The sequence below is a fragment of the uncultured Slackia sp. genome (assembly GCF_934630525.1).
Classification (GTDB): domain Bacteria; phylum Actinomycetota; class Coriobacteriia; order Coriobacteriales; family Eggerthellaceae; genus Slackia.
In genome coordinates, this window is sequence record NZ_CAKTVX010000009.1 from 26,699 (window position 1) to 46,644 (window position 19,946).

General features: G+C 59.5%; 17 protein-coding genes. 14 read left to right on the forward strand and 3 right to left on the reverse strand.

Annotated features, from left to right (window positions below; translation table 11 throughout):
• Positions 1-62 precede the first annotated feature (62 nt).
• From Q0D41_RS07835 to purB, 4 genes are all read left to right on the forward strand, one after another.
• Complete coding sequence (locus tag Q0D41_RS07835; RefSeq protein WP_294377562.1) at positions 63-803, forward strand: hypothetical protein; 741 nt, start codon at positions 63-65, stop codon at positions 801-803.
• A gap of 38 nt (positions 804-841) precedes the next feature.
• On the forward strand, positions 842-1,504 hold the full coding sequence (locus Q0D41_RS07840) for a TrkA family potassium uptake protein (RefSeq protein ID WP_114615283.1): 663 nt from the start codon (positions 842-844) through the stop codon (positions 1,502-1,504).
• 6 nt (positions 1,505-1,510) lie between these two features.
• Complete coding sequence (locus tag Q0D41_RS07845) at positions 1,511-2,191, forward strand: TrkA family potassium uptake protein (RefSeq protein WP_288485160.1); 681 nt, start codon at positions 1,511-1,513, stop codon at positions 2,189-2,191.
• Positions 2,192-2,561: 370 nt separating this feature from the next.
• Complete coding sequence (purB, locus tag Q0D41_RS07850; RefSeq protein WP_294377570.1) at positions 2,562-3,905, forward strand: adenylosuccinate lyase; 1,344 nt, start codon at positions 2,562-2,564, stop codon at positions 3,903-3,905.
• Between the two features lie 360 nt (positions 3,906-4,265).
• On the opposite strand, the gene Q0D41_RS07855 is transcribed toward purB, so the two are convergent.
• Complete coding sequence (locus Q0D41_RS07855) at positions 4,266-5,582, reverse strand: hypothetical protein (protein ID WP_294377572.1); 1,317 nt, start codon at positions 5,580-5,582, stop codon at positions 4,266-4,268.
• A gap of 354 nt (positions 5,583-5,936) precedes the next feature.
• On the opposite strand from Q0D41_RS07855, the gene Q0D41_RS07860 reads away from it, so the two are divergent.
• The 4 genes from Q0D41_RS07860 to Q0D41_RS07875 all read left to right on the forward strand — a co-directional run bounded on the left by Q0D41_RS07860 (position 5,937) and on the right by Q0D41_RS07875 (position 9,939).
• The gene (locus tag Q0D41_RS07860) at positions 5,937-6,641 is read left to right on the forward strand and encodes a response regulator transcription factor (protein ID WP_114615287.1); all 705 of its coding nucleotides are present in this window, start codon (positions 5,937-5,939) and stop codon (positions 6,639-6,641) included.
• Positions 6,642-6,836: 195 nt separating this feature from the next.
• Positions 6,837-8,306 carry a HAMP domain-containing sensor histidine kinase gene (locus tag Q0D41_RS07865; protein WP_294377689.1) on the forward strand — a complete coding sequence of 490 codons (1,470 nt, stop codon included), beginning with the start codon at positions 6,837-6,839 and terminating at the stop codon, positions 8,304-8,306.
• 3 nt (positions 8,307-8,309) lie between these two features.
• Positions 8,310-9,182, forward strand: a complete 873-nt coding sequence (locus Q0D41_RS07870) for a phosphoribosylaminoimidazolesuccinocarboxamide synthase (protein WP_114615289.1) — start codon at positions 8,310-8,312, stop codon at positions 9,180-9,182.
• A gap of 148 nt (positions 9,183-9,330) precedes the next feature.
• Positions 9,331-9,939 (forward strand): hypothetical protein, encoded by a 609-nt coding sequence (locus Q0D41_RS07875; RefSeq protein ID WP_294377578.1) that lies wholly within the window; start codon positions 9,331-9,333, stop codon positions 9,937-9,939.
• An 83-nt stretch (positions 9,940-10,022) separates the two neighbouring features.
• On the opposite strand, the gene Q0D41_RS07880 is transcribed toward Q0D41_RS07875, so the two are convergent.
• The gene (locus tag Q0D41_RS07880) at positions 10,023-11,384 is read right to left on the reverse strand and encodes a class I SAM-dependent rRNA methyltransferase (RefSeq protein ID WP_294377581.1); all 1,362 of its coding nucleotides are present in this window, start codon (positions 11,382-11,384) and stop codon (positions 10,023-10,025) included.
• Positions 11,385-11,560: 176 nt separating this feature from the next.
• Between Q0D41_RS07880 and Q0D41_RS07885 the strand changes: the two genes are divergently transcribed.
• The 4 genes from Q0D41_RS07885 (at position 11,561) to Q0D41_RS07900 (ending at position 16,248) form a co-directional block, all read left to right on the forward strand.
• Complete coding sequence (locus tag Q0D41_RS07885; RefSeq protein WP_294377583.1) at positions 11,561-12,862, forward strand: hypothetical protein; 1,302 nt, start codon at positions 11,561-11,563, stop codon at positions 12,860-12,862.
• A 20-nt stretch (positions 12,863-12,882) separates the two neighbouring features.
• Entirely contained in the window at positions 12,883-13,848 is a 966-nt protein-coding gene (locus Q0D41_RS07890) for a sulfite exporter TauE/SafE family protein (protein ID WP_294377586.1), read from the forward strand.
• 123 nt (positions 13,849-13,971) lie between these two features.
• Positions 13,972-15,267, forward strand: coding sequence for a histidine kinase (locus tag Q0D41_RS07895; RefSeq protein WP_294377588.1), 1,296 nt, complete (start codon positions 13,972-13,974; stop codon positions 15,265-15,267).
• A gap of 267 nt (positions 15,268-15,534) precedes the next feature.
• The gene (locus Q0D41_RS07900; RefSeq protein ID WP_123219552.1) at positions 15,535-16,248 is read left to right on the forward strand and encodes a LytTR family DNA-binding domain-containing protein; all 714 of its coding nucleotides are present in this window, start codon (positions 15,535-15,537) and stop codon (positions 16,246-16,248) included.
• A 167-nt stretch (positions 16,249-16,415) separates the two neighbouring features.
• Here Q0D41_RS07900 and Q0D41_RS07905 read toward each other — a convergent pair whose 3' ends face one another.
• Positions 16,416-17,957 carry a hypothetical protein gene (locus tag Q0D41_RS07905; protein ID WP_294377593.1) on the reverse strand — a complete coding sequence of 514 codons (1,542 nt, stop codon included), beginning with the start codon at positions 17,955-17,957 and terminating at the stop codon, positions 16,416-16,418.
• Positions 17,958-18,050: 93 nt separating this feature from the next.
• Between Q0D41_RS07905 and Q0D41_RS07910 the strand changes: the two genes are divergently transcribed.
• Positions 18,051-18,407 carry a YhdT family protein gene (locus Q0D41_RS07910; protein ID WP_294377596.1) on the forward strand — a complete coding sequence of 119 codons (357 nt, stop codon included), beginning with the start codon at positions 18,051-18,053 and terminating at the stop codon, positions 18,405-18,407.
• Entirely contained in the window at positions 18,394-19,911 is a 1,518-nt protein-coding gene (panF, locus tag Q0D41_RS07915; RefSeq protein WP_294377599.1) for a sodium/pantothenate symporter, read from the forward strand. Before Q0D41_RS07910 ends, panF begins: the two co-directional genes overlap by 14 nt.
• Positions 19,912-19,946: the final 35 nt, after the last annotated feature.

A 19,946-nucleotide genomic window follows, 5' to 3' on the forward strand; every position in this document is an offset into this window, starting at 1 on the left:
CTTTCGGCCGCGATTCGCCGCATGAGGTTTGGGCGGCGCGCATCTTGAACATTGGAGGCCGAGTGGCTCGTATCGCTGAAAAACGCGGCAATAGGCACGCATTCGCAGCGGCGTTCATCGCCGTGGCGGTTGTCGCCCTTGTTGCTGCGGGGTTCACGGTCATCACCCTTGAGCCCGCCGTTGCATCCCACGACGTGGACAACTCCACGCTTGGCATCGGCGAGGCGCGCAATACCGTTTCCGACGATGAAGCATTCGCTTCTTCCGAAGGCAATTCCAACGCGCAGGAGCGCATTAGCGATTCAAATTCGCTTACGAAAACCGCATCGCGCACCATTACGGTGAAAGACCCCGATCCGGTTATCGCGCTTGCTGCATATGACACCTTGAATTTGTCTACCGCCGAGGCCGCGTTGGCCTTGGGAACCACCAATCCGCTGCCCACTGCACCGCGCATTCTCCCCGATGAGTCTGACGGCTGGTCCTATGGCATGGCTTCGGCGTACAGCCGCTCCGACAACGACGATGGCTCGGGCAACTTCTGTACCGATGCCACCGCGTCGGGCCGCCTGCTTTCCGAAAACGAGCTCACGGTGGCCGTTCCGCAATCGCAGTCGAATCTGCTTGGACATGCGGTTGCCATTCGCTACGGCGAAACCATCATCGTCGCAACGGTGACCGACACGGGCGGCTTCGAGAAATATGGCCGAGCCCTCGATTTGGCGCCGGGCTGCTGGAAAGCCCTCGGTGCAAGCCAAATCGGCGACTGGGGCGTCAAGCCTGTTTACTACAAATTCCTCTAACGCGCCGTTGACCTCGGCGTAGGCCGAAAGGCAGGAGTATGGCGAATATCATCATCGTTGGCTGCGGGCGTGTTGGCTCTCAGCTCGCAACGCTGCTTTCCCAGGGCGACGGCAATGTGTGCGTCGTCGACCGCAATGCTGCGGCGTTCTCGAATCTCGATCGCAATTTCAATGGCAACACCCTGCAGGGCGTAGGCTTCGACGAGGACGTTCTTGTGCGCGCGGGCGTGGAGGAAGCCGATGTTGTGGCCGCCGTTACGCAGTCGGACAACTCGAACCTCATGGTGATCGAGGTTGCTCGCCGTATTTTCCACGTGCCTCACGTTATCGCGCGACTTTACAACCCCGCGCGCGAGCGAGCCTATATGCAGTTGGGCCTCGACTATGTGTGCGGAACCTCGCTCGTTGCTGAGGAAATCTTCTCGAAAATCATGTCGGGCCACGGAAGCCATCTCGATACGTTCGGCGACTTCGAGGTACTTCGCTTCTCCATCGATTTATCTATGACGCCTCGCGGCCGCGTGAAGGTGGGCGACCTCGAACGCAACCACGGCATTCGCATTATCGCGTTCGAGCGCCGCGACGGCTCCATGAGCTCCATTCCCACGCGCGACAGCGTGCTCTACCATGGCGACAGCGTGCTGGCATGCATTCGCCATGACCTGCTGAATTCGTTCTCGGTTTACATGATGCAAAGGTAGGCTGCGGTGTATATCGTTATTATGGGCGGCGGCAAAGTCGGCGAATACCTGGCGAGCGTTTTGTTGGGTAAGGGCCATGAAGTCGCCGTGCTCGAAAGCGACCGCGATACGGCCGACCATCTCTCCGTCGAGCTTCAGGGTGAATACCTCATCATTAACGGCGATGGCTGCGACTCCGACTTCCAGGAAGACGCGGGCATTCGTAAGGCCGACGTCTTCGTTGCCGTAACGGGCCGCGATGACGACAATCTGGTGGCGTGCGAAATCGCGACGCGCGTATTCAACGTGAATCGCTGCATCGCCCGCGTGAACAACCCCAAGAATCGTCGAATCTTTCGCGAGGTCGGCATCGAGAGCGTGTCGTCGACCATGCTTATCGCGAACATGATTGAAGAAGAAGCCCTGATGGGCGGCGTGGGCGTCGTGTCGGCCCTTTCGCGCGGCGATATCGCGCTGCTCGAAATCGCGATCCCGCAGAAGCTTCGCCACTTCAAAATGAACGACGGCGTGCCCGTCGATGTTATCGATCTGCCCGAAGGCAGCCTGCTCATTGCTGTTGATCGCCGCGAATACGGCGAGGCCGAGGTGGCGACCGACGACATGGTGCTTTACCCGGGCGATAAGGCCGTCGTGGTTGCCGAGCACGATATCGTCGACGACGTTCGCGCGGTATTCGGCGCTTTGTAGGGCCAGATTGGGCTGCTCTCTTTGGTTTGCTTTCGGGAATTGAGGCGGTCTCGGCCATCCTTGAAGACTGTTCCATGCAAGGCGATTTTTGTTCATAGGCGCAGAAGGCGCCGGGGCGGCCGATCGGAAATGCTCGGTTTCTCATTTCCTCTAAAAACGGGAAACCGGAGCTCGGCGCATAGGCCGCGAAGCGGCCGGTAGCCGAGCGGGCATTTCGGGGCGGCCGCCCCGGCGCCTTCTGCGCGCGAGCGGTTCTCTTTTTCGCCTCTAAGGTGTTCGTGCTTCGACTTTATCGCGATTCCGCGAGTTTGCGCCCCCGCTGTACCATTGGCCGTATAATAGCCTGGTCAATTCGCCTGAAAGGACCAGTATGATTTCTCGCTACACGCGCCCGGCCATGGGCGCCATTTGGGAGCTTGAGAACAAGTTCAACATTTGGAAGGAAATCGAGCTGCTCGCATGCGAGGCCCAGGCCGAGCTGGGGCAGTGCGGCATCACCAAGGAAGACGCAAAGTGGATTCGTGACCATGCGAACTTCACCGTCGACCGCGTTTCCGAAATCGAGGCCGTGACGAACCACGACGTTATCGCGTTCCTCACGAACATGGCCGAGTATATCGATGCCGATATTCCCGAAGGCGAAGAAAAGCCCAGCCGTTGGGTGCACTATGGCATGACCTCTTCCGACTTGGGCGACACCGCGCTGTCATACCAAATTACCCAGGCGCTCGACATTATTTTGACCGACGTGAAGCAGCTCGGCGAAACCTGCAAGCGTCGCGCGTTTGAATTCCAGGACACCCTGTGCGTGGGTCGTACCCACGGCATTCATGCTGAGCCCATGGTGTTCGGCATGAAGTTCGGCAGCTGGGCTTGGGCCCTCAAGCGCGCCGAGACTCGCCTGCAGCAGGCCCGCGAGGTTGCCGCAACGGGCGCCATTTCTGGTGCGGTTGGCACCTATTCGAGCATCGACCCGTTCGTTGAGCAGTACGTCTGCGAGAAAATGGGCCTGACTCCCGACCCGCTGTCTACGCAGGTGCTTGCCCGCGATCGCCATGCGCAGGTCATGTGCGCGCTTGCCGTGTGCGCCTCCACGCTCGAGAGCATCGCTTTGCAGGTGCGCCTCATGCAGGAAAGCGACGTCATCGAGGCGGAAGAGCCGTTCAAGGCTGGCCAGAAGGGCTCTTCGGCCATGCCTCACAAGCGCAACCCCATCACCGCGGAACGCGTGTGCGGCCTGGCTCGCATCGTGAAGGCGAACGCCCAGGTCGGCCTCGACGACGTGGCGCTGTGGTTCGAGCGCGACATCTCGCACTCGGGCGCCGAGCGCGTGGCTCTGGCCGACAGCTTCATTGCGCTTGACTACATGTTCGGCAAAATGCAGTGGATGCTCGACGGCCTGCAGACGTATCCTGACAAGATGGAGCACAACCTCCATCGCACGCGTGGCCTAATCTTCTCCTCGAAGGTGCTGCTTGCCCTCGTGAATACGGGCATTACGCGCGAAGACGCCTACGTCATTGTGCAGCGTAATGCCATGGCTGTGTGGCATGACATCCAGAATGCGGTTGCCGGCCCCACCTATCGCGAGCGTTTGGAAGCCGACCCCGAGGCAAAGCTTTCCAAGGAAACCCTCGACGAGATTTTCGATCCGTGGGCGTTCTTGCAGCACAAGGATGAAGCCTTCAAGAAGCTCGAAGGCCTGGAATTCTAAGCTTGTTCGATTACCGCGAAGGAGCGTTCGGCGACCTGCCGGGCGCTCCTTTTTGTATATGGAGAAAGAAGCCTTGCTTGTTGCGCGGAAGGGCTCGTCGTGGCCCGTGCGTGGAAGGCGCCGGGGCGGCCGATCGGAAATGCTCGGTTTCTCATTTCCTCTAAAAACGGGAAACCGGAGCTCGGCGCATAGGCCGCGAAGCGGCCGGTAGCCGAGCGGGCATTTCGGGGCGGCCGCCCCGGCACCTTCCGCACATTGATACGGCTGCTGTTTGGTTTTTGACGGCCAGCATTTCATGAAAAAGGGCGGCGCTTGCGGCGTCGCCCTTGGGCTGTTGTTGGCTTGTTTGACGGGGCGTGATTATACGGTCCACACGCGCACGAGGGTATACGCGTCGTCTTCATTGGTGCTCATTCCCAGATACGTGACGAGGGAGTCGACATCGCCTTGGCTGGCGAGGAAATCGCCGTAGTTGTCGCAATCGTCGGGGCAGTCGAGCGAAAACATCTCGCGCGTGTTTAAGTTCACGCCAGCGACCGTGCGGGTTGATTTCACGACGAGGTTTCCGCCGCACCATGCGGGGGCACACAGCGGGTTGCGGTCGAAGCAGAACCATTGGCCGCCCGTGTCGTTGCTTACGGGAGCGTATGTGCCGAGGCTCGCGAGGCCTTCGCCGTAGGTGTAAATGGAGTCGAACGTGAACGAGAAGCGTCCATTCACATAGGCGGCTTCGAGCGGGCGCATCGAGGCGGGCAGCGTGAGCGACTCACGCATGGCTCCCGATTCCGCATCGATGAGCGTGAGCTGCGAATATGAGCTGGAGGCTTGCGAGCGCGGCGAAATGCAAATGGCGTCGCCCGTGGAATAGGGCGACGTGCTCATGCGGCCATTGCTTTCCCAATCGACGCGCACGTCGCTCGACCCGAAGGCCGCCGATTTCAGCGCGGACGGCTCGGAGGTGGCGTTTCCGCTCGTTGAGGGCATGACCTGCCAAAACGCTCGCGATTTCGCAACGGTGATCGATGGCACGTCCCAGTCGCCATTGCCCGAATCGACTTGCTTGGCATCGCCTGCAACGCCGCGCGAAAGCGTGGCTTGGAAAACGCGCCACTCGCCCGTATAGCAATTGGATTCAATCCATACGATGCCCTGGTCGTTGCAGCGCACGTCGTAAATGTCGAACCCGCGTTCGCTGCTATGCGGACCGTCGAGCACGACGGTGTATTGCCCGCTGGAAAGCGAGAGAACGGCGGCCTGCGTGAGCGGGCTTGAGCTTTCGGTGGGCAGAAGGCATGCCGCGTAGGTTTCGCTGTTCGCCCACACCAACGTCCCGTAGGGCATTTTGAACTCGCCGGCGAGCGAGAGCGGGGCAGAGTCGAGCACAGTGCAATCGGAAATCGAGAACACCGATTCCTTATTCACGGTAAGCGCGTCGACTTCGCTGTCAGCCTTCTTTTCGTTGCTTACGGCCGATGCGGCTGCGCCGGCAACCACCACGGCACCAACGCCAAGAGCGCCAATGAGCAATTGACGTCGCGTAATGGAGAGGCTTTCGCCCGCCGGCAGGGAGATGTTGATCCTCGCGTCAGGCGCTTGGGATGCCGCGCTGGGGCGCCCTGCGCCAATGCTCGCATTGGGGCCGGGCATAAAGGTCGTAGAGCCGAGGCTCTGTTTCACGGTGCCATGCGCGCCGCGCCCCGCTTTGCCGCGAACCGCCGAGGCTCCATGGCGAGGCGCCCTTGTCGCCTGGCTGCGTGCCGATGGGCGTGCTGTTGCGCCGCGCGACGCGCGGGTTGCGCGCGTGTTTTGGGCATGCGGACGCCTGCTGCGCTGCGAAGCGCCGCGTGTGGAATGTCGTGGTGTTTGGTTTCTTTGGGCCATAGGGGCTTATTATGTCGTTTTGCCAGCAAATGGCCCACGGTTGCGCCTGAATCGTTACAATAAACCCAAATCGAAAATTGCGCGCGGCATGCGCCGTACGCCGGGGTCGCGTGTCGGCCTCGAAATCAATACAGCAGGGGAGCATTCATCATGAGCAACGAAACGCGACGCATTCTCCTCGTCGAAGACGAGAAGGCAATCCGCGATGCTGTAGCCGCCTATCTCGAACGTGAGAACTACTGGGTGACCGCCGTTGGCGACGGCCAGGAAGCCCTCGAAGAATTTTCCAAGCATCATTTCGACCTGGTCGTGCTCGACCTCATGCTTCCCCGCGTGCCGGGCGAGCGCGTGTGCCGTGCCATTCGCGACAATTCCGATGTGCCTATCATCATGCTCACCGCGAAGGGCGAGGTTGAAGACCGCATCATCGGTCTCGAGCTTGGCGCTGACGACTATCTGGTGAAGCCCTTCAGCCCTCGCGAGCTCGTCGCCCGCGTTCGTGCGCTGCTTCGCCGCGTGCACGCCGATTCTGAGCCTCAGCGCGAGGTGCTCGAGTTCGGCGAGCTCACGATTGACGTTTCGGGCCATAAGGTGCTCGTCAAGGGCAAGGAAGTCGACCTTACCGCCAGCGAGTTCAAGCTGCTCACCACGCTTTCTCGCTATCCTGGCCGCGTGTATTCGCGCATGGAGCTCGTCGAGAAGGTTCTCGGCTACGACTTCGAGGGCTATGAGCGCACGATCGACTCCCACGTGAAGAACCTGCGCGCCAAAATCGGCGACAATCCGCGTAACCCCAAGTGGCTGCACACCGTGCATGGCGTGGGCTATCGTTTCGAAGACCCCACCAAGCAGTAAGTCGGTTTGCGCCGGCTTGCCGGCATTGAGAAACACGAGGGTGAGATCGCAGCAATTATGGCGTCAGAACCTAAGCAAGCAAGTGGCAAGAAAAAGCGAGACGACGAGCGAACCGCGCGCCAGCGCATCCATGATTGGTTCTTTGGCTTCTCGTATACCACTCGCGTAACCGTAACCTTTTCGCTCGTTGCCATCATGACCGTCGTGGTGGCAATGGGCGTTCTTTCCTATGTGTGGGAAGAGCATTTCCAGGCCTATACCCGCGAAAACGTTCAGCAGCTCGCCGATACGACTGCCGCCAACATCGCGAACCGCTACGAGCGAAGCAATTCCGCAACGCTTGGCGCCATTGGCGAGGGCAACAAAATGAGCTACCCGTCGCTTTCGATTAACGACGTGGAGCCTGCCGAATCGGTGCATATGCTGCAGCCGGGCATGGGCATTCAAGTTATTTCCTCTTCGACCGAAACCGTCGTGTACGACTCGTCGCGCCCCAGCGGCTCTTCGTATTCGTCTTCGAACAGCATTGATGAAACGGGCTCGTTTGCGCCGTCCGATGGCAAGATGGCCTCCGCGGCCATCACGCTTGGCGATGGGCAGGTTGTCGGCACCGTCCAAATTTGGGTTTATGGCAGCGATTTGCTGCTTTCGAAGGCCGATCAAGAATTCCGCATGCAGAGCTACCAGGGCATGTGTCTTGCCGCCGTGCTCTCTGTCGCGCTTGCTTCGCTTATCGGCGTTCTGTTCGCGCGTGGCTTGGTGCGTCCTATTAACCGCATCACGAAAACGGCGCAGGAAATCAAAGAAGGCAATCTTTCGGCTCGCGTGAACCTCGATGGCAAAGACGAAATCGCCGAGCTCGCCAAAACGTTTGACGCCATGGCGGAAAGCGTCGAGAGCAATCAGGAACTCGAGCGCCGCCTCACCACCGACGTGGCGCATGAGCTGCGCACGCCTCTCATGGCGATTCAATCGACGGTCGAGGCCATTATGGATGGCGTGTTCGAGGCCGACGAAGAGCGCCTGAACACGATTGACGCCGAGGTGCAGCGCCTTTCTCGCTTGGTCGACGCCATTTTGAAGCTCTCGCGCCTCGAGAGCCGCTCGACCCCCATGAATGAGGAAGTCGTCGACGTGGGCGACATTATTCGTCCGCTTGTTATGTCGCACGAAGCGTTCGTCAACGACGCCGGCCTCACGCTCGAATACGACGCAGAGCCCGACGTCATCGTCTACGGCGACCGTGATATGCTGCGCCAGGCAACCGCGAACCTCATCTCCAACGCGGTTCGCTATACGCCGGCGCCGGGCAAGATTACCGTTTCGGTCAAGCGCGGCGATGTTATGGCCGCAATTGCCGTTCGCGATACGGGCATCGGCCTTTCCCCCGAAGAGCGCCGCATGGTGTTCAAGCGTTTTTGGCGTGCCGAGGAAAGCCGTCAGCGTCAAAGCGGCGGTTTGGGTGTAGGCTTGGCCGTTGTGAAAGAAATCGTCGACCGCCATGGCGGCTGGGTGCAGGTGGAAGGCAAGAAGGGCGAAGGCGCTTGCTTTACCATTCATGTTCCGCTTTATGACGAAGAGCGCATCAAGGCGCAAAAGGAAAAGGCCAATTCGAAAGAACGCGGCGCAAAAGCGCAGGCGGCAAAACGAAAGGGAAGGAACTAGGCTGTGAACCCCATTACCATCAAGCCCGACGCGCAGGGCAAGGTACGCGACATTTATGATCTTGGCGACACGCTGCTGTTCGTCGCGACCGACCGCATCTCGGCGTTTGACTACATTTTGGAAGACGAAATTCCCCACAAGGGCCAGGTTCTTACCCAGATCAGCTGCTTCTGGTTCGAGCTGCTCGAGGGCGTTGTCGAAAACCACCTGGTCTCTTCCGACGTGAACGATTTGCCCGAGCAGTTCAAAGAGTGGAGCGACTACCTCAACGGCCGCTTCATGATCGTGAAGAAAGCCCAGATGATTCCTATCGAGTGCATCGTGCGCGGTTATCTGACCGGTTCCGGCTTCAAGGATTACCAGAAGACGGGCAGCGTATGCGGCATCGAGCTTCCTTCTGGCTTGCAGAACTCCGCCAAGCTTCCCCAGACGCTGTTCACGCCTTCCACGAAGGCCGAGATTGGCGATCACGACGAGAACATCAGCTTTGAGCGCGCGGTTGAAATCGTGGGCGAGAAAGCTGCGACCGACATTCGCGACCTGTCGCTGAAGGTGTACGAGACCGCCGCAGAGCATGCGCGCAAGCAGGGCATCATCATCGCCGACACGAAGTTCGAGTTCGGCGTGCTCGATGGCCGTACGATTCTGGGCGATGAGGTGCTCACTCCTGACAGCTCTCGCTTCTGGAGCGCCGACGACTATGAAGTGGGCCGCGAGCAGGCGAGCTTCGACAAGCAGTTCGTGCGCAATTGGCTCAACGCCAATTGGGATCGCCAGGGCAACCCGCCGCATTTGCCGGCCGACGTTATCGAGAAGACCACCGAGAAGTACATCCAGGCATACGAGAAGCTTTCGGGCCGCACGTTCAACTTCTAAGCGCTCTTCTTTCGTTTATTTCGGCGCGATTGCGACGTTTTTCAATGAAACGCCAAAAGGTCCCATTGAAGGTTTGCCTTTGATGGGGCCTTTCTTTATTATTTATGCCTTGGATTTACCAAGTGTTTTCGAGAAGAAAAGTATCCATATGAGCACACGAAACCCGATGAACGACCGCTATCAGACCGACGGACCGAAGGGCCAGACCAAGAGGTCGGCCTCTTCGCTCAAGCCGAAGTCGAAAGCCGCGTCGAGCGTGTACGTGAAGTCCACGCAGAAGACTCCGCAGGAAAAGAAGGCCGCGCAAAAGGCCGCCCGCCAAAAGCAGGCCGAGCTCGACCGCAAGTACTACAATCCGCCTACGGCTCAGTACAAGAAGTACAAGCGCATTTGGTGGGGCATGCTCGGCGGCGCTATCGTCTGCACGCTGGTCGCTATGGGCGCTGGCTCCTGGTGGCCCGATAACCCGACCATGACGTGGTGCTTCCTGATTCCCGCATATGCGTTGATCATCGGTGCTTTGTGGTTCGACTTCGCCAAGGTGCGCAAGGTTCGCCGCGAGTACCAAATGGAGATGCTCAAGAAGCACCCCAAAGAGGCCAAGAAGCATCCCACCACGGCAGCGAAGAACAAGGTCGATGCCGCCAAGGAAGCTGAGCGCGAAGCCGCGAAGGCGGAAAAGAAGCGCTTCGGCCATTCCTTCATTCGCAAGGCAAAGCTCGAAGAAGCAGCTGAAGACGAAAAGAAGTCCGAATAACAAAAAGCCCGCTCAATCGAGCGGGCTTTTTTGTGCGGCTCCGATGGGCGTGCCGCGCTGGCATGCCCTTCCTTGCTCCGCCTTTACACGACCTGGAAGAGGAAGAACTTGAGGTAGTCGGTTTCGGGCACGCCCCACACGATGGGATGGTCGGGCGATTGCTGGCGTTCCTCGATTTGGCGAAGTTGAACGCCAGCATCGTGCGCCGCGCTCACGAGCATTTTGCGGAAGCGATCGGTATCCATGAAGTGCGAGCAGCTGCAGGTGGCCAAGTATCCGCCGCGCGGCAAGGCTTTCATAGCGCGATAGTTGATCTCGTGGTAGCCACGCGTGGCCGAATCGATGGTCTTGCGGCTCTTCGTGAACGCCGGCGGGTCGAGAACGATGAAGTCGTACGGCGCCTTTTTCTGAGCCTCGATTTCGGGCAGCAAATCGAACACGTTGACAGCCTGGAAGCTCATGCGGTTTTCGAAGCCGTTCAGGCGAGCATTCGATTCTGCCATGTCGACCGCGAGCTGCGAGATGTCGACGGCATGCACGTGCTCGGCTCCGCCAGCGGCGGCGTTAAGGGCGAACGAACCCGTGTGCGTGAAGCAGTCGAGCACGCGACGTCCGCGGGCGATGTTGGCCACAGCGCGGCGGTTGTATTTCTGGTCGAGGAAGAAGCCGGTTTTTTGGCCGTTTTCGAAATCGACGTGGTAGCGCACGCCATTTTCGACGATTTCGGTCGTAGTGGGGCCGAATGCCGCTGCGGCTTCGTCGTTTGGCGCGAGAGGCGCGGGCACCGCCGTAAGCGCAGGTTGAGCGCCCAGGCCGGCAAAATCGCTTCCCAGGGGGAACCATCCGCAGCTTTCCTGAAGGCCTTCGAGCTTGCGCGTCGACACGTCATTGCGCTCGTAAATGCCGCGAATGATGACGCCATCTTCGGCGAGTACCTTCACAAGCAGGGGGAACACGACAGGTTTCAGGCGCTCCATGCCGTAGGCGAGCGTTTGGGTCACAAGCACGTCGTTGAAGCGGTCGACGACGAGGCCGCAAAAGCCATCGGCCTCGGAGAAAATCATGCGGCAGGCGGAAACGTCGTCGCCCATCACGGCGCGACGATGGTTCCATGCCCAGCGAATTTTGCGTTCCCAAAACGCCGAATCGAACGCGTCGTTCGCGTTGGTCGAAAGCAGGCGAATGCGAATCTTGCTTTGCTGCGAGAAAATGCCCGTGCCAAGGTATGCCCCTTTGCGTGTGAGCACGTCGACGAGGGCGCCGTTTTCCGGGGCGATTCCGCCGGATTCGATCGATTCTTTCCACGTGCGGGCCGCTTCTTTGGGGTCGCCCGCTTCCACAATGCGCTCGACTTCCGCATCGTAGACCCAAGGGTGACCGGCGCGGCATGCGCGTTCGCCTTTGGGCGTGATGAATGCCATAGGGTAGGGACGGTGGGTTTTCATGGGTTCTCCTTGGTTGGAGCGTGCTTGGCCGCATGGGCCGCATCGCAAGTAATACCAGGGCATTATACGTTGCGTTGGGGCGGGGCGGAACAAAGGGGTAGAATAACCGTAACTGAAATACGGCTCCGCTGGGGCGAGGACACGCACCTTGCCTCGGGCGATGGAAAAGAGTGCCCATGAACCCAGTTGTGATTATTCCCACGTTCGTGTCCGCGCGTGGGCGCGTTGAATCGGGTCCCGTTACCACGACATATGACCATACAACGTCGATGTCTGCCTCGGGCGAGTTGCCCCGCTGCCTCGAATCGCTTCGGTGCGTGCGCGGGCTTGGGCATATCATCGTGCTCGTGATTGCCGAACCCGCTATCGAGAATAAGGCCGCAAGCAAAATTCGCGCCGTTGCCGAGCAATTCCCCGATTTGAATATCGCCGTGGTGGGCGCTCCCGAGATGGCGCTTGTGCGTCAGCGCATGGAGCAGCTCAATATCGGCCTGCGCGGCGAAGTGGGTCTTGCGGGCTATGGCGCAATGCGCAACCTGGGGCTTCTTCTTGCGGGTGCGCTCGATTTCGATTCGGTGGTATTCATCGACGACGATGTGGTGATTGACGACCCCGCGTTTTTGGAAAAGGCGATGTATGGCCTGGGCAAGCTTACGCGCAGCGGCGTGCCCATTCTTGCGAAGTCGGGCTTTTATCTGAACAAAGAAGGCCAATACCTCTCGAGTCGATCCACGAAATGGTACAACCGCTATTGGGACCAGGCTACCGCATTCAACAAGTGGATTTCCAAGGCCATGAAGGGCCCGCGCCTGTCTCGTTCGAACCATGTGTGCGGTGGTTGCTTGGCGCTGCATCGCGAGGCGTTTCGTCGCGTGTCGTTCGACCCGTGGATCGCTCGCGGCGAAGACTTGGATTACATGCTCGATTTGCGCATGTACGGAAGCGATATCTGGTTCGACAACACGTGGTACATGCATCACCTTCCGCCCGAAACCAAGCGTGAAGGGCTTCGTTTCCGTCAAGATATCTTCCGTTGGCTCTACGAGTATCGCAAGGTGGAATACGGGCGAACCCAGATCGACCTGCTTCAGATCAAGCCGCAATCGTTGCTGCCGTACCCGGGGCCTTTCTTGGAGCCGGGCATCACGCGCCGCATTAAGCGCACGGCGTGGCTGCGCAGCTTCGGGCGCCCCGATGGCGCCGGGTATCGTCGCGCGGCGAAGGCGGCCACGGGCGAGGCGTCTCGATATGCCGAAGACCACTGCTCGAAGTATTTCGGCTTCCAGTCGATGTGGCCGGCGGTCATGAAGCGCATGGCGAACGACGCGATTCTCCAGAGCGTGCTTTTGAGCTCATCGAACCGCGATGCGCAGCAAGCCGAGGCGCAGCGCGCCCAACGTGCGGCATGGGGAGCCGCCGGCGGAATCGACCCTGGCGCAACAACGGAGATTCGCCTTAATATGGGCAACGCAGAATAGGATTTATGGGAAGTACATTCATGGTTTCGTTCTTCATCGCCGCGCTCGTTGGTGTGGGCGTCGGCGTGCTTTCAGGACTTTTGGGCATTGGCGGCGGCACCATTATGGTGCCCCTGTTCCGTCTGGTTTTTGGCATGGAGCCCATTGCCGCCACGGCGACATCGCTGTTCACCATTGTGCCTACGTCTATTTCGGGCATGTGGAAGCATGCTAAAAACAAGACGTCCCTGCCGCGCGTGGGAATCGTGTGCGGCTTGGCGGGCGCGTGCCTCTCGCCCGTTGGCGTGTGGGCCGCAAACGTGTCGCCTGGCTGGGCGATTATGGGTGCGGCTGCGGTCATCGTTGCGTACTCGTCGTTCACTATGCTGAAAAAGGCATTGGCGGCGCCGAAGGGCGGTGCTGCGAAAGAACGTTGCCAGGCGTGCGACGGCAAAGCGATGGACATAGCGGCCGCATCCGCGAAGAGGAGCGACGGCAAGGCGGTGGGCGCTGCTGTGGCGACGAACGATGCGACGGCGGCAAACCTCGTGGCGACGGCGCCTGTGGCGGCTGGCGGCTCGGGTGTCGCGGAGGCGCAAGCCGCTTCCCCCGAGATGCCGGCAATCAAGCTCACCCCGAAGTACGTGGCGAAGGTGGCGTTCATCGGCGTTATTGCGGGCTTCATGAGCGGATACGTTGGCGTGGGCGGCGGCTTCATCATGGTGCCGCTGTTCGTGAGTATGCTCGGCATTCCCATGCGCCTGGCGTCGGGAACGTCGCTTACCGCGGTATGCATCCTGGCTATTCCCGGCGTTATCGAGCAGGCCGTTTTAGGGAATATCGACTACATGGTTGGCATTGCGATGATGGTTGGATCTATCCCTGGCGCGGTTGTCGGCGCCAATTTGGTGAAACGCGTGCCCGAGCGTGCGTTGCGCTTTACCTTTGCGGCGTTTTTGCTGCTGATGGCCGTGCTTTTGATCGTGAATGAGGCAAGTGTGATTTAAGGGAAGGCGATTGCTCCGTCGCGTCGTGCGAAAATGGCGCATAGCGGTTCTGGTCGACCCCCAAGAGACGTTCTCGAAATTCCGCTCAGCGGTTGGCGTCTTTTAACGTATGAAAGGAATCTCATGTCCAAACCACCCCGAAATATTTATGCGCGCGTGCTCGATGTCGTGCTTGCGGCAATATGCATGCTTTCGGCCGCGGTGCTTGCGTGCGCGGTGGCTTGGCCCGAAACGGTGGGCAATTTGAACGTGGTCGCGGGCGTTTCGTTCACCATTTCTGTGGCGCTGCTCATCTATCTGCGCCTTAACCCTGACACGGTGCGCGCTCGCCAGTCCGATACGATTTTGAAAATCGCGTCGCAGACGCTTGCGTGCTTCCAAGAGGGCTTCGACATTCCCACGGCGCAGAAGGTGTGCCATTTGTTGCTGCCCGCCATTGGAGCGCAGGCCGTGGCAATCACCGACCGCGAGTCGATTTTGGGCTATGCCGGAGACGACGAGGAAATCAGCCCCGGTGGCGCCCCCATTCGCACGAAGGCTACGCATGCCACGCTTGAAGACGGCAAGCTGCGCGTGTTGGGCACGCCGCAAGAGATTGGCTTCCCCGATAGCATCAAAGGCCTGCGAGCGGGCATTATCGTGCCACTTACGCGAGGCGACGCCATTATCGGCACGCTGAAGTTTTACTATCGCCGCTCGCGCGACATCACCGAAACGCAGGTGGCGCTCGCGGAGGGCCTGGGTCAGCTGCTTTCGACGCAGATTGCCGCCGTTGAGCTGGAACAGCAAACGAAGCTCGCGACCACCATGGAGCTCAAGGCGCTCCAAAGCCAAATCAACCCGCACTTCCTGTTCAACACCATCAACACCATCGCGTCGCTCGTGCGCACCGACCCCGATCGCGCCCGCATGCTGCTGCGCGAGTTCGCCGTGTTCTATCGCCGCACGCTTGAGAATTCCGACGATTTGCTCGAGTTGTCGCGTGAGGTCGAGCAGACGATGCGCTACTTCACGTTCGAAGTGGCGCGATTCGGCGAAGACCGCCTTGCCATTGACGTCGATATCGAGCCGGGCTTGGAAAGCGTGATGGTGCCCGCGTTCATGGTGCAGCCGCTTGTGGAAAACGCCGTGCGCCACGCCATGCCGCAAGAAGGCAAGCTCGAGATTCATATTCTGGCGTACAGCGAAGGCGATGACTTGTATATCACCGTTTCCGACAACGGCGTGGGCATGGACGCCGAACAACGCCGCAAGCTTTTGCGCCCCGAAGCCTCGAAGGGCTTGGGCATTGCGATGAAGAACATCAACGAGCGCTTGCGCGGCTATTTCGGCACCGAGTCGCGCATGGAAGTCGATTCGACGCCGGGCAATGGCACCCGCGTGACCATGTTCATGAAAGATGGCTTGGTGGAAGACTAGCGTCATGGCGTTTTGTCGGCGACTGGTTTTCCTGAGCTAGCGAAAGGTATGAATTTCCTGGTGAGCGGTATTTTCCATTAGCGATATCTATAGCTTGCGTGAAGTGGGGCCAAAGGTGTCCCATTCTATGGTTTCCACGCTTTTAAACATCGCGTATTTGGGCTACTATTCGTATACGGGCATCGCTCGCCGACGGTTTTACGCCGTTGGCACGGGGCGCTTGAGCCCGCCTTCCTTATACGAACTTTCCAGTTATTGGGGGATGCTGTGCTGAACGCGATTATCGTTGACGACGAAGCTCCTGCTCGTTCCGAGCTGCGTTACTTGCTGGGCGAAGTCGGTGGAGTCGAAGTGCTCGCCGAGGCCGCGAGCGTACGCGAGGCTATTGAGAAAATGCAGAGCTATCCCGTGGACGTGTTGTTCCTCGATGTGAGCATGCCCGAGGTCAATGGCATTCAGTTCGCCGAGGCCTTGCAGCGTTTGAAAAATCCTCCGGCGGTCATTTTCGTTACCGCCTACAGCGAGCACGCGCTCGAGGGCTTCAAGGTGAATGCCGTCGATTATCTGGTGAAGCCCGTCGAAACCGATCGCCTGCAGCAGGCTGTGAACCGCGCGAGCGAATACATCACGCTGCATGTGAAGGCCAGCCAGTCGGAGCGCATTCCTGTCGAAAAGGGCGGCAAGAAGATTCTCATCCCTATCGACAGCATTCGTTTCGTCATGGCGCGCGACGATTACGCATACCTGCAAACCGACAACGACCGCTACTTCTCCACCGTGTCGCTCGCTCAGCTCGAAAAGCGCCTCGATGGCCACGGTTTCTTCCGCGTGCATCGCGGTTACTTGGTGAACCTTTCGCATGTCGAAGAGGTCGAGCCCGTTCCCGGCGGCACGCTGCTTTTGTCGCTGAATGCGACCGACGAGAAAATCCCCGTTTCTCGTCGCCGCGTTTCCTCGCTGAAAAAGGCGTTGGGACTTTAACGTAAAGGCCGTTCTGACGAACGGCCTTTTTCTTGACGCTGCGATCCCGTCTCGCGGGCGATTTCGGTTTCAAGCGTCGGCTCGCGTACCAAAGTACGTGTCGCCTAGCTTTCAACCGAACTCACCTCACGAGACGGGCTCTCGCTGTCTTTTTCTTGTCAGGCGGCTTATTGGGATTTTTCTTCAATATGCGCCCTCGCTTTTGCGATGTCTCGCTTAATGTCGGCGGCCGTTCGCAGCCTGCGCGCCACGTCAACGCCCGCGGCCTGCTCTATCTCGTCGGTTACGGGGCTTCGGTAGCTGAACAAAAACCAATTCTCGGCCAGGTGGCTGCCCTCCATGCGCAAAAGCGCATCGGCGACCTGAGCGGCGTTTCTGTTCCATCCCATATCGCTGCGAAGCAGACGCAAGGCGAAGAATGCGGCGTAGCACACCAGGAAATGCGCGCGCAAGTGAATGGCATGGGCGACGGGGTAGGGCGAAGGCGAGAAATCGGATTCCAACAGCTGAAACGGTTCGGTGAGGCGCCACAGCTCGCGATAGATATGGAACAGCGTGCCAGCGGTGAGCTTCGTTTCGCTTGACGATATGCAAATATAGCCATCGAGGGCTAAATCGCGCGCCTCGTCTTCGGCTCGGCCTTGCTTGCGGGCGATTTTCGCGTAGTCGCGGCCCCAGAGCACCGTGTCTTTGACGCGAATGCCGGCCATTTCGTCGGTGCGCGATTTGACCTTGTAGCTGCCCGATTGCGTGGTGATGTAATCGGAGGCGTCGGCGACCCATGCTTGAAGGTCGAAAGCGGCTGTTTCGAGCGGCCGGAAAAAGACGAAGCCATCGCCGCTTTCCGCGAGCGTCTCGACGATTTCGCGCGCATGGGGAGTGCGGCCCGCAACCACAATGACGCGTTTGGCGCCGAAATTGCTTTTCGCGCTCGCGACGAGCCCCGATACCTCTTCGGCGCTCGGCGAGGCGCTCGTGACGTGGTAGGTCATGGGAATGCCCGTGCGGTCGAGCAGCATGCCAATACCCATCGACAGCCCTTCGTCGCGATCGATTCCGCCTGCCAGTCGAGCGTTCGTCGCGTTCACGTCGCCCGTGTCGGCCAGCGTGAACGAAGCGAGAACCAGCAGCACCGAATTGACCTGGTAGGGCTCGCGAATCGCTTGATAGGCTTTTGAGAGATGCGCCACCAGAGCTCGCTCGTTGCGCGCGAAGCACTGGAAGGCGGCGTACGTGTCGGCCAGCGTGAAATCGCACGTGCGCGGGAATGAGGCGCGGCGTTGCCACGTTTCGCGCTTGGGGGCCACGTGAATCATGCGTTCGGATGCGAGCATCTCGAAAATGCGGCCTGCATGCGCGGGAAATCCGACGTGTCCCGCGCGATTTTCGAAGAAGCGACGAACGCCCAGCGCGTCGAGGTATGCGAGCGCGATGGCGCTTCCCCAGCGGGCCTGCGCGATATGGGTGTCGTCGATGGTTGCGTCGCGTGGGAATGTGAAAGCGATGGGCGGGTTTTCGCTCTTCGCCTTCTCGTTGAGCTCGGCGACGTAGCTCTGGAAGTGGGCGATAGGGTCGGCGTATTGGCTCGTGAATTGGTCGACGTAGCCAATCGATTCGATGGTCTTCGTCTTCGTTTTTCCGCCCTCTCGGTAGTTCTGCACAACCGAGAGGTATACGCGCTCGCCGCGCTTCGTTTTCTTCAAGTGCATAGCATACCTCCTGGGTGTAAGTATAGCTCCGCCTCTCGTTCGGAATGCCCCGCTTACCCCCGCATAATGCCGATGGGTAAGGAAAAATCGTTTATGCAGGTCGACGGCGCGTACAATATGCGCGTTATCGTTCGTGGCGCGTGCACGTCCGAAGGAGAGGAGCTGACCGTGCGGCCAGAAAAGAAGCAGTGGACCTATCGCGAGAAAATGGCGCAAGCCAATCACGAGGCGAAGGCGACCGTGGTCGCGCTCGCGATTGTTGTGGTGGTGTGGATAGTGGCTGGCTTTGGCCTTTCCGCATTCGATGTGGAAGCGTTCGGAACGCCGCTTTGGGTGTTCGGCGGAACAGTCGGCACATGGATCGCCGCCATCGTGGCGACTGTGGTGCTGGGCCGTCGGGTATTCGCTGATTTCGACCTGGACGAGGAGGAACGCGATGCAAACAACTAGTATTGCGGGCCTGCTTCCCGTGCTCATCTTCCTCGTATTTGCCCTCGGGCTCGCGATTGCGGCACGTCGCCGTTCGAAGGCGGCGGGCGAAGGCGGCTTCGTGAAGGAATACTTCATTGGCAACCGCACGCTCGGCGGTTTCGTGCTGGCCATGACCACCATTGCCACCTATGGCTCGGTGAGCTCGTTTGTGGGCGGCCCCGGCCAGGCGTGGCAAACCGGCTTTGGCTGGGTGTATATGGCGGCCGTGCAGGTAACGACGCTGTTTTTGCTCTATGGCATCATGGGCAAGAAGATGGCGCTCGTGTCGCGCAAGCTCGGTGCGGTTACGGTGATCGACGTGATTCGCGCCCGTTTCCGCAGCAATGCGTTGGCGAATGCTGCGGCTCTGATTATCGTGCTGTTCTTTGCGGCAACTATGGTCGCTCAGTTCGTGGGCGGCGCGAAGCTGTTCGAGGCCGTGACGGGCTATTCGTATTTCGTCGGCTTAGCCATTTTCGGTGTTGCCGTGATTATTTTCACGACGGTGGGCGGCTTCCGCGGCGTTGCCGTGACCGATGCGTTGTGCGGCATCGCGATGCTCGTGGGCATTGTGGTGCTCGCGGCTGGTATTCTTATTGCGGGTGGCGGCTGGGAAAACATCATGGGCACCATTCGCGCGAACCATCCGCAGATGCTCGAACCCCTTTCGGGTGGCACTATGCCTGTGTCGCTGTACTTCACGCAGTGGCTGCTCGTGGGCATTTTCACGTTTGCGCTGCCCCAATCGGTGGTGCGATGCATGGGCTACAAAGACACGAAGAGCCTGCGCGGCGCGATGATCGGCGGCACCATCATTATCGGCGCCATGATGATCGGCGTTACCACGCTCGGCGTGCTTTCCGCGGGCGTGCTTACGGGGGACTTGGCCTCGTACGGCGGAAGCGTTGACAATATTATTCCGCGTACCATTGTGGAAACCCTGCCGCCATGGCTTGCCGGCGTGGCGATCATCGGTCCTGTCGCCGCGTCCATTTCTACGGTGTCTTCGCTGCTCATCGCTTCGTCTTCGGCCATTATCAAAGACTTGTGGCTGCACTATGCAGACGATAGGGGCCAGCAGGTAAGCGACGCCGTGGTGGCTCGTTCGAGCCAGATTATTACCCTGGGTGTGGGCGTTATCGTATTCGTGCTTGCCGTGGTTCCGCCGAGCGTCATTTGGAAGATCAACATGTTCGCGTTCGGCGGTCTTGAAACGGCATTTTGCTGGGTTCTTGTGGGCGCGCTCTTCTTCAAGCGAGCGAACAAAGTGGGCGCGATTGCGTCGATGGTGGGCGGCACGGCTGTCTATTGCCTGTGCATGGCGCTTGGTTTCAAGCTGTTCGGCCTGCACCAAATCGTGATCGGCATTACCGTGTCGCTTCTGTGCATGGTGATTGGCTCGTGGGTCGGCAATCGTCGCGCGAATGTTGCCGACGCCGCTGCCGACGCTGAGATGCGCGAAGTGTTCTTCCCCGAGGCGTAGGGATCCATCGATATTCTTTCCGAAGAGAAGAGCCC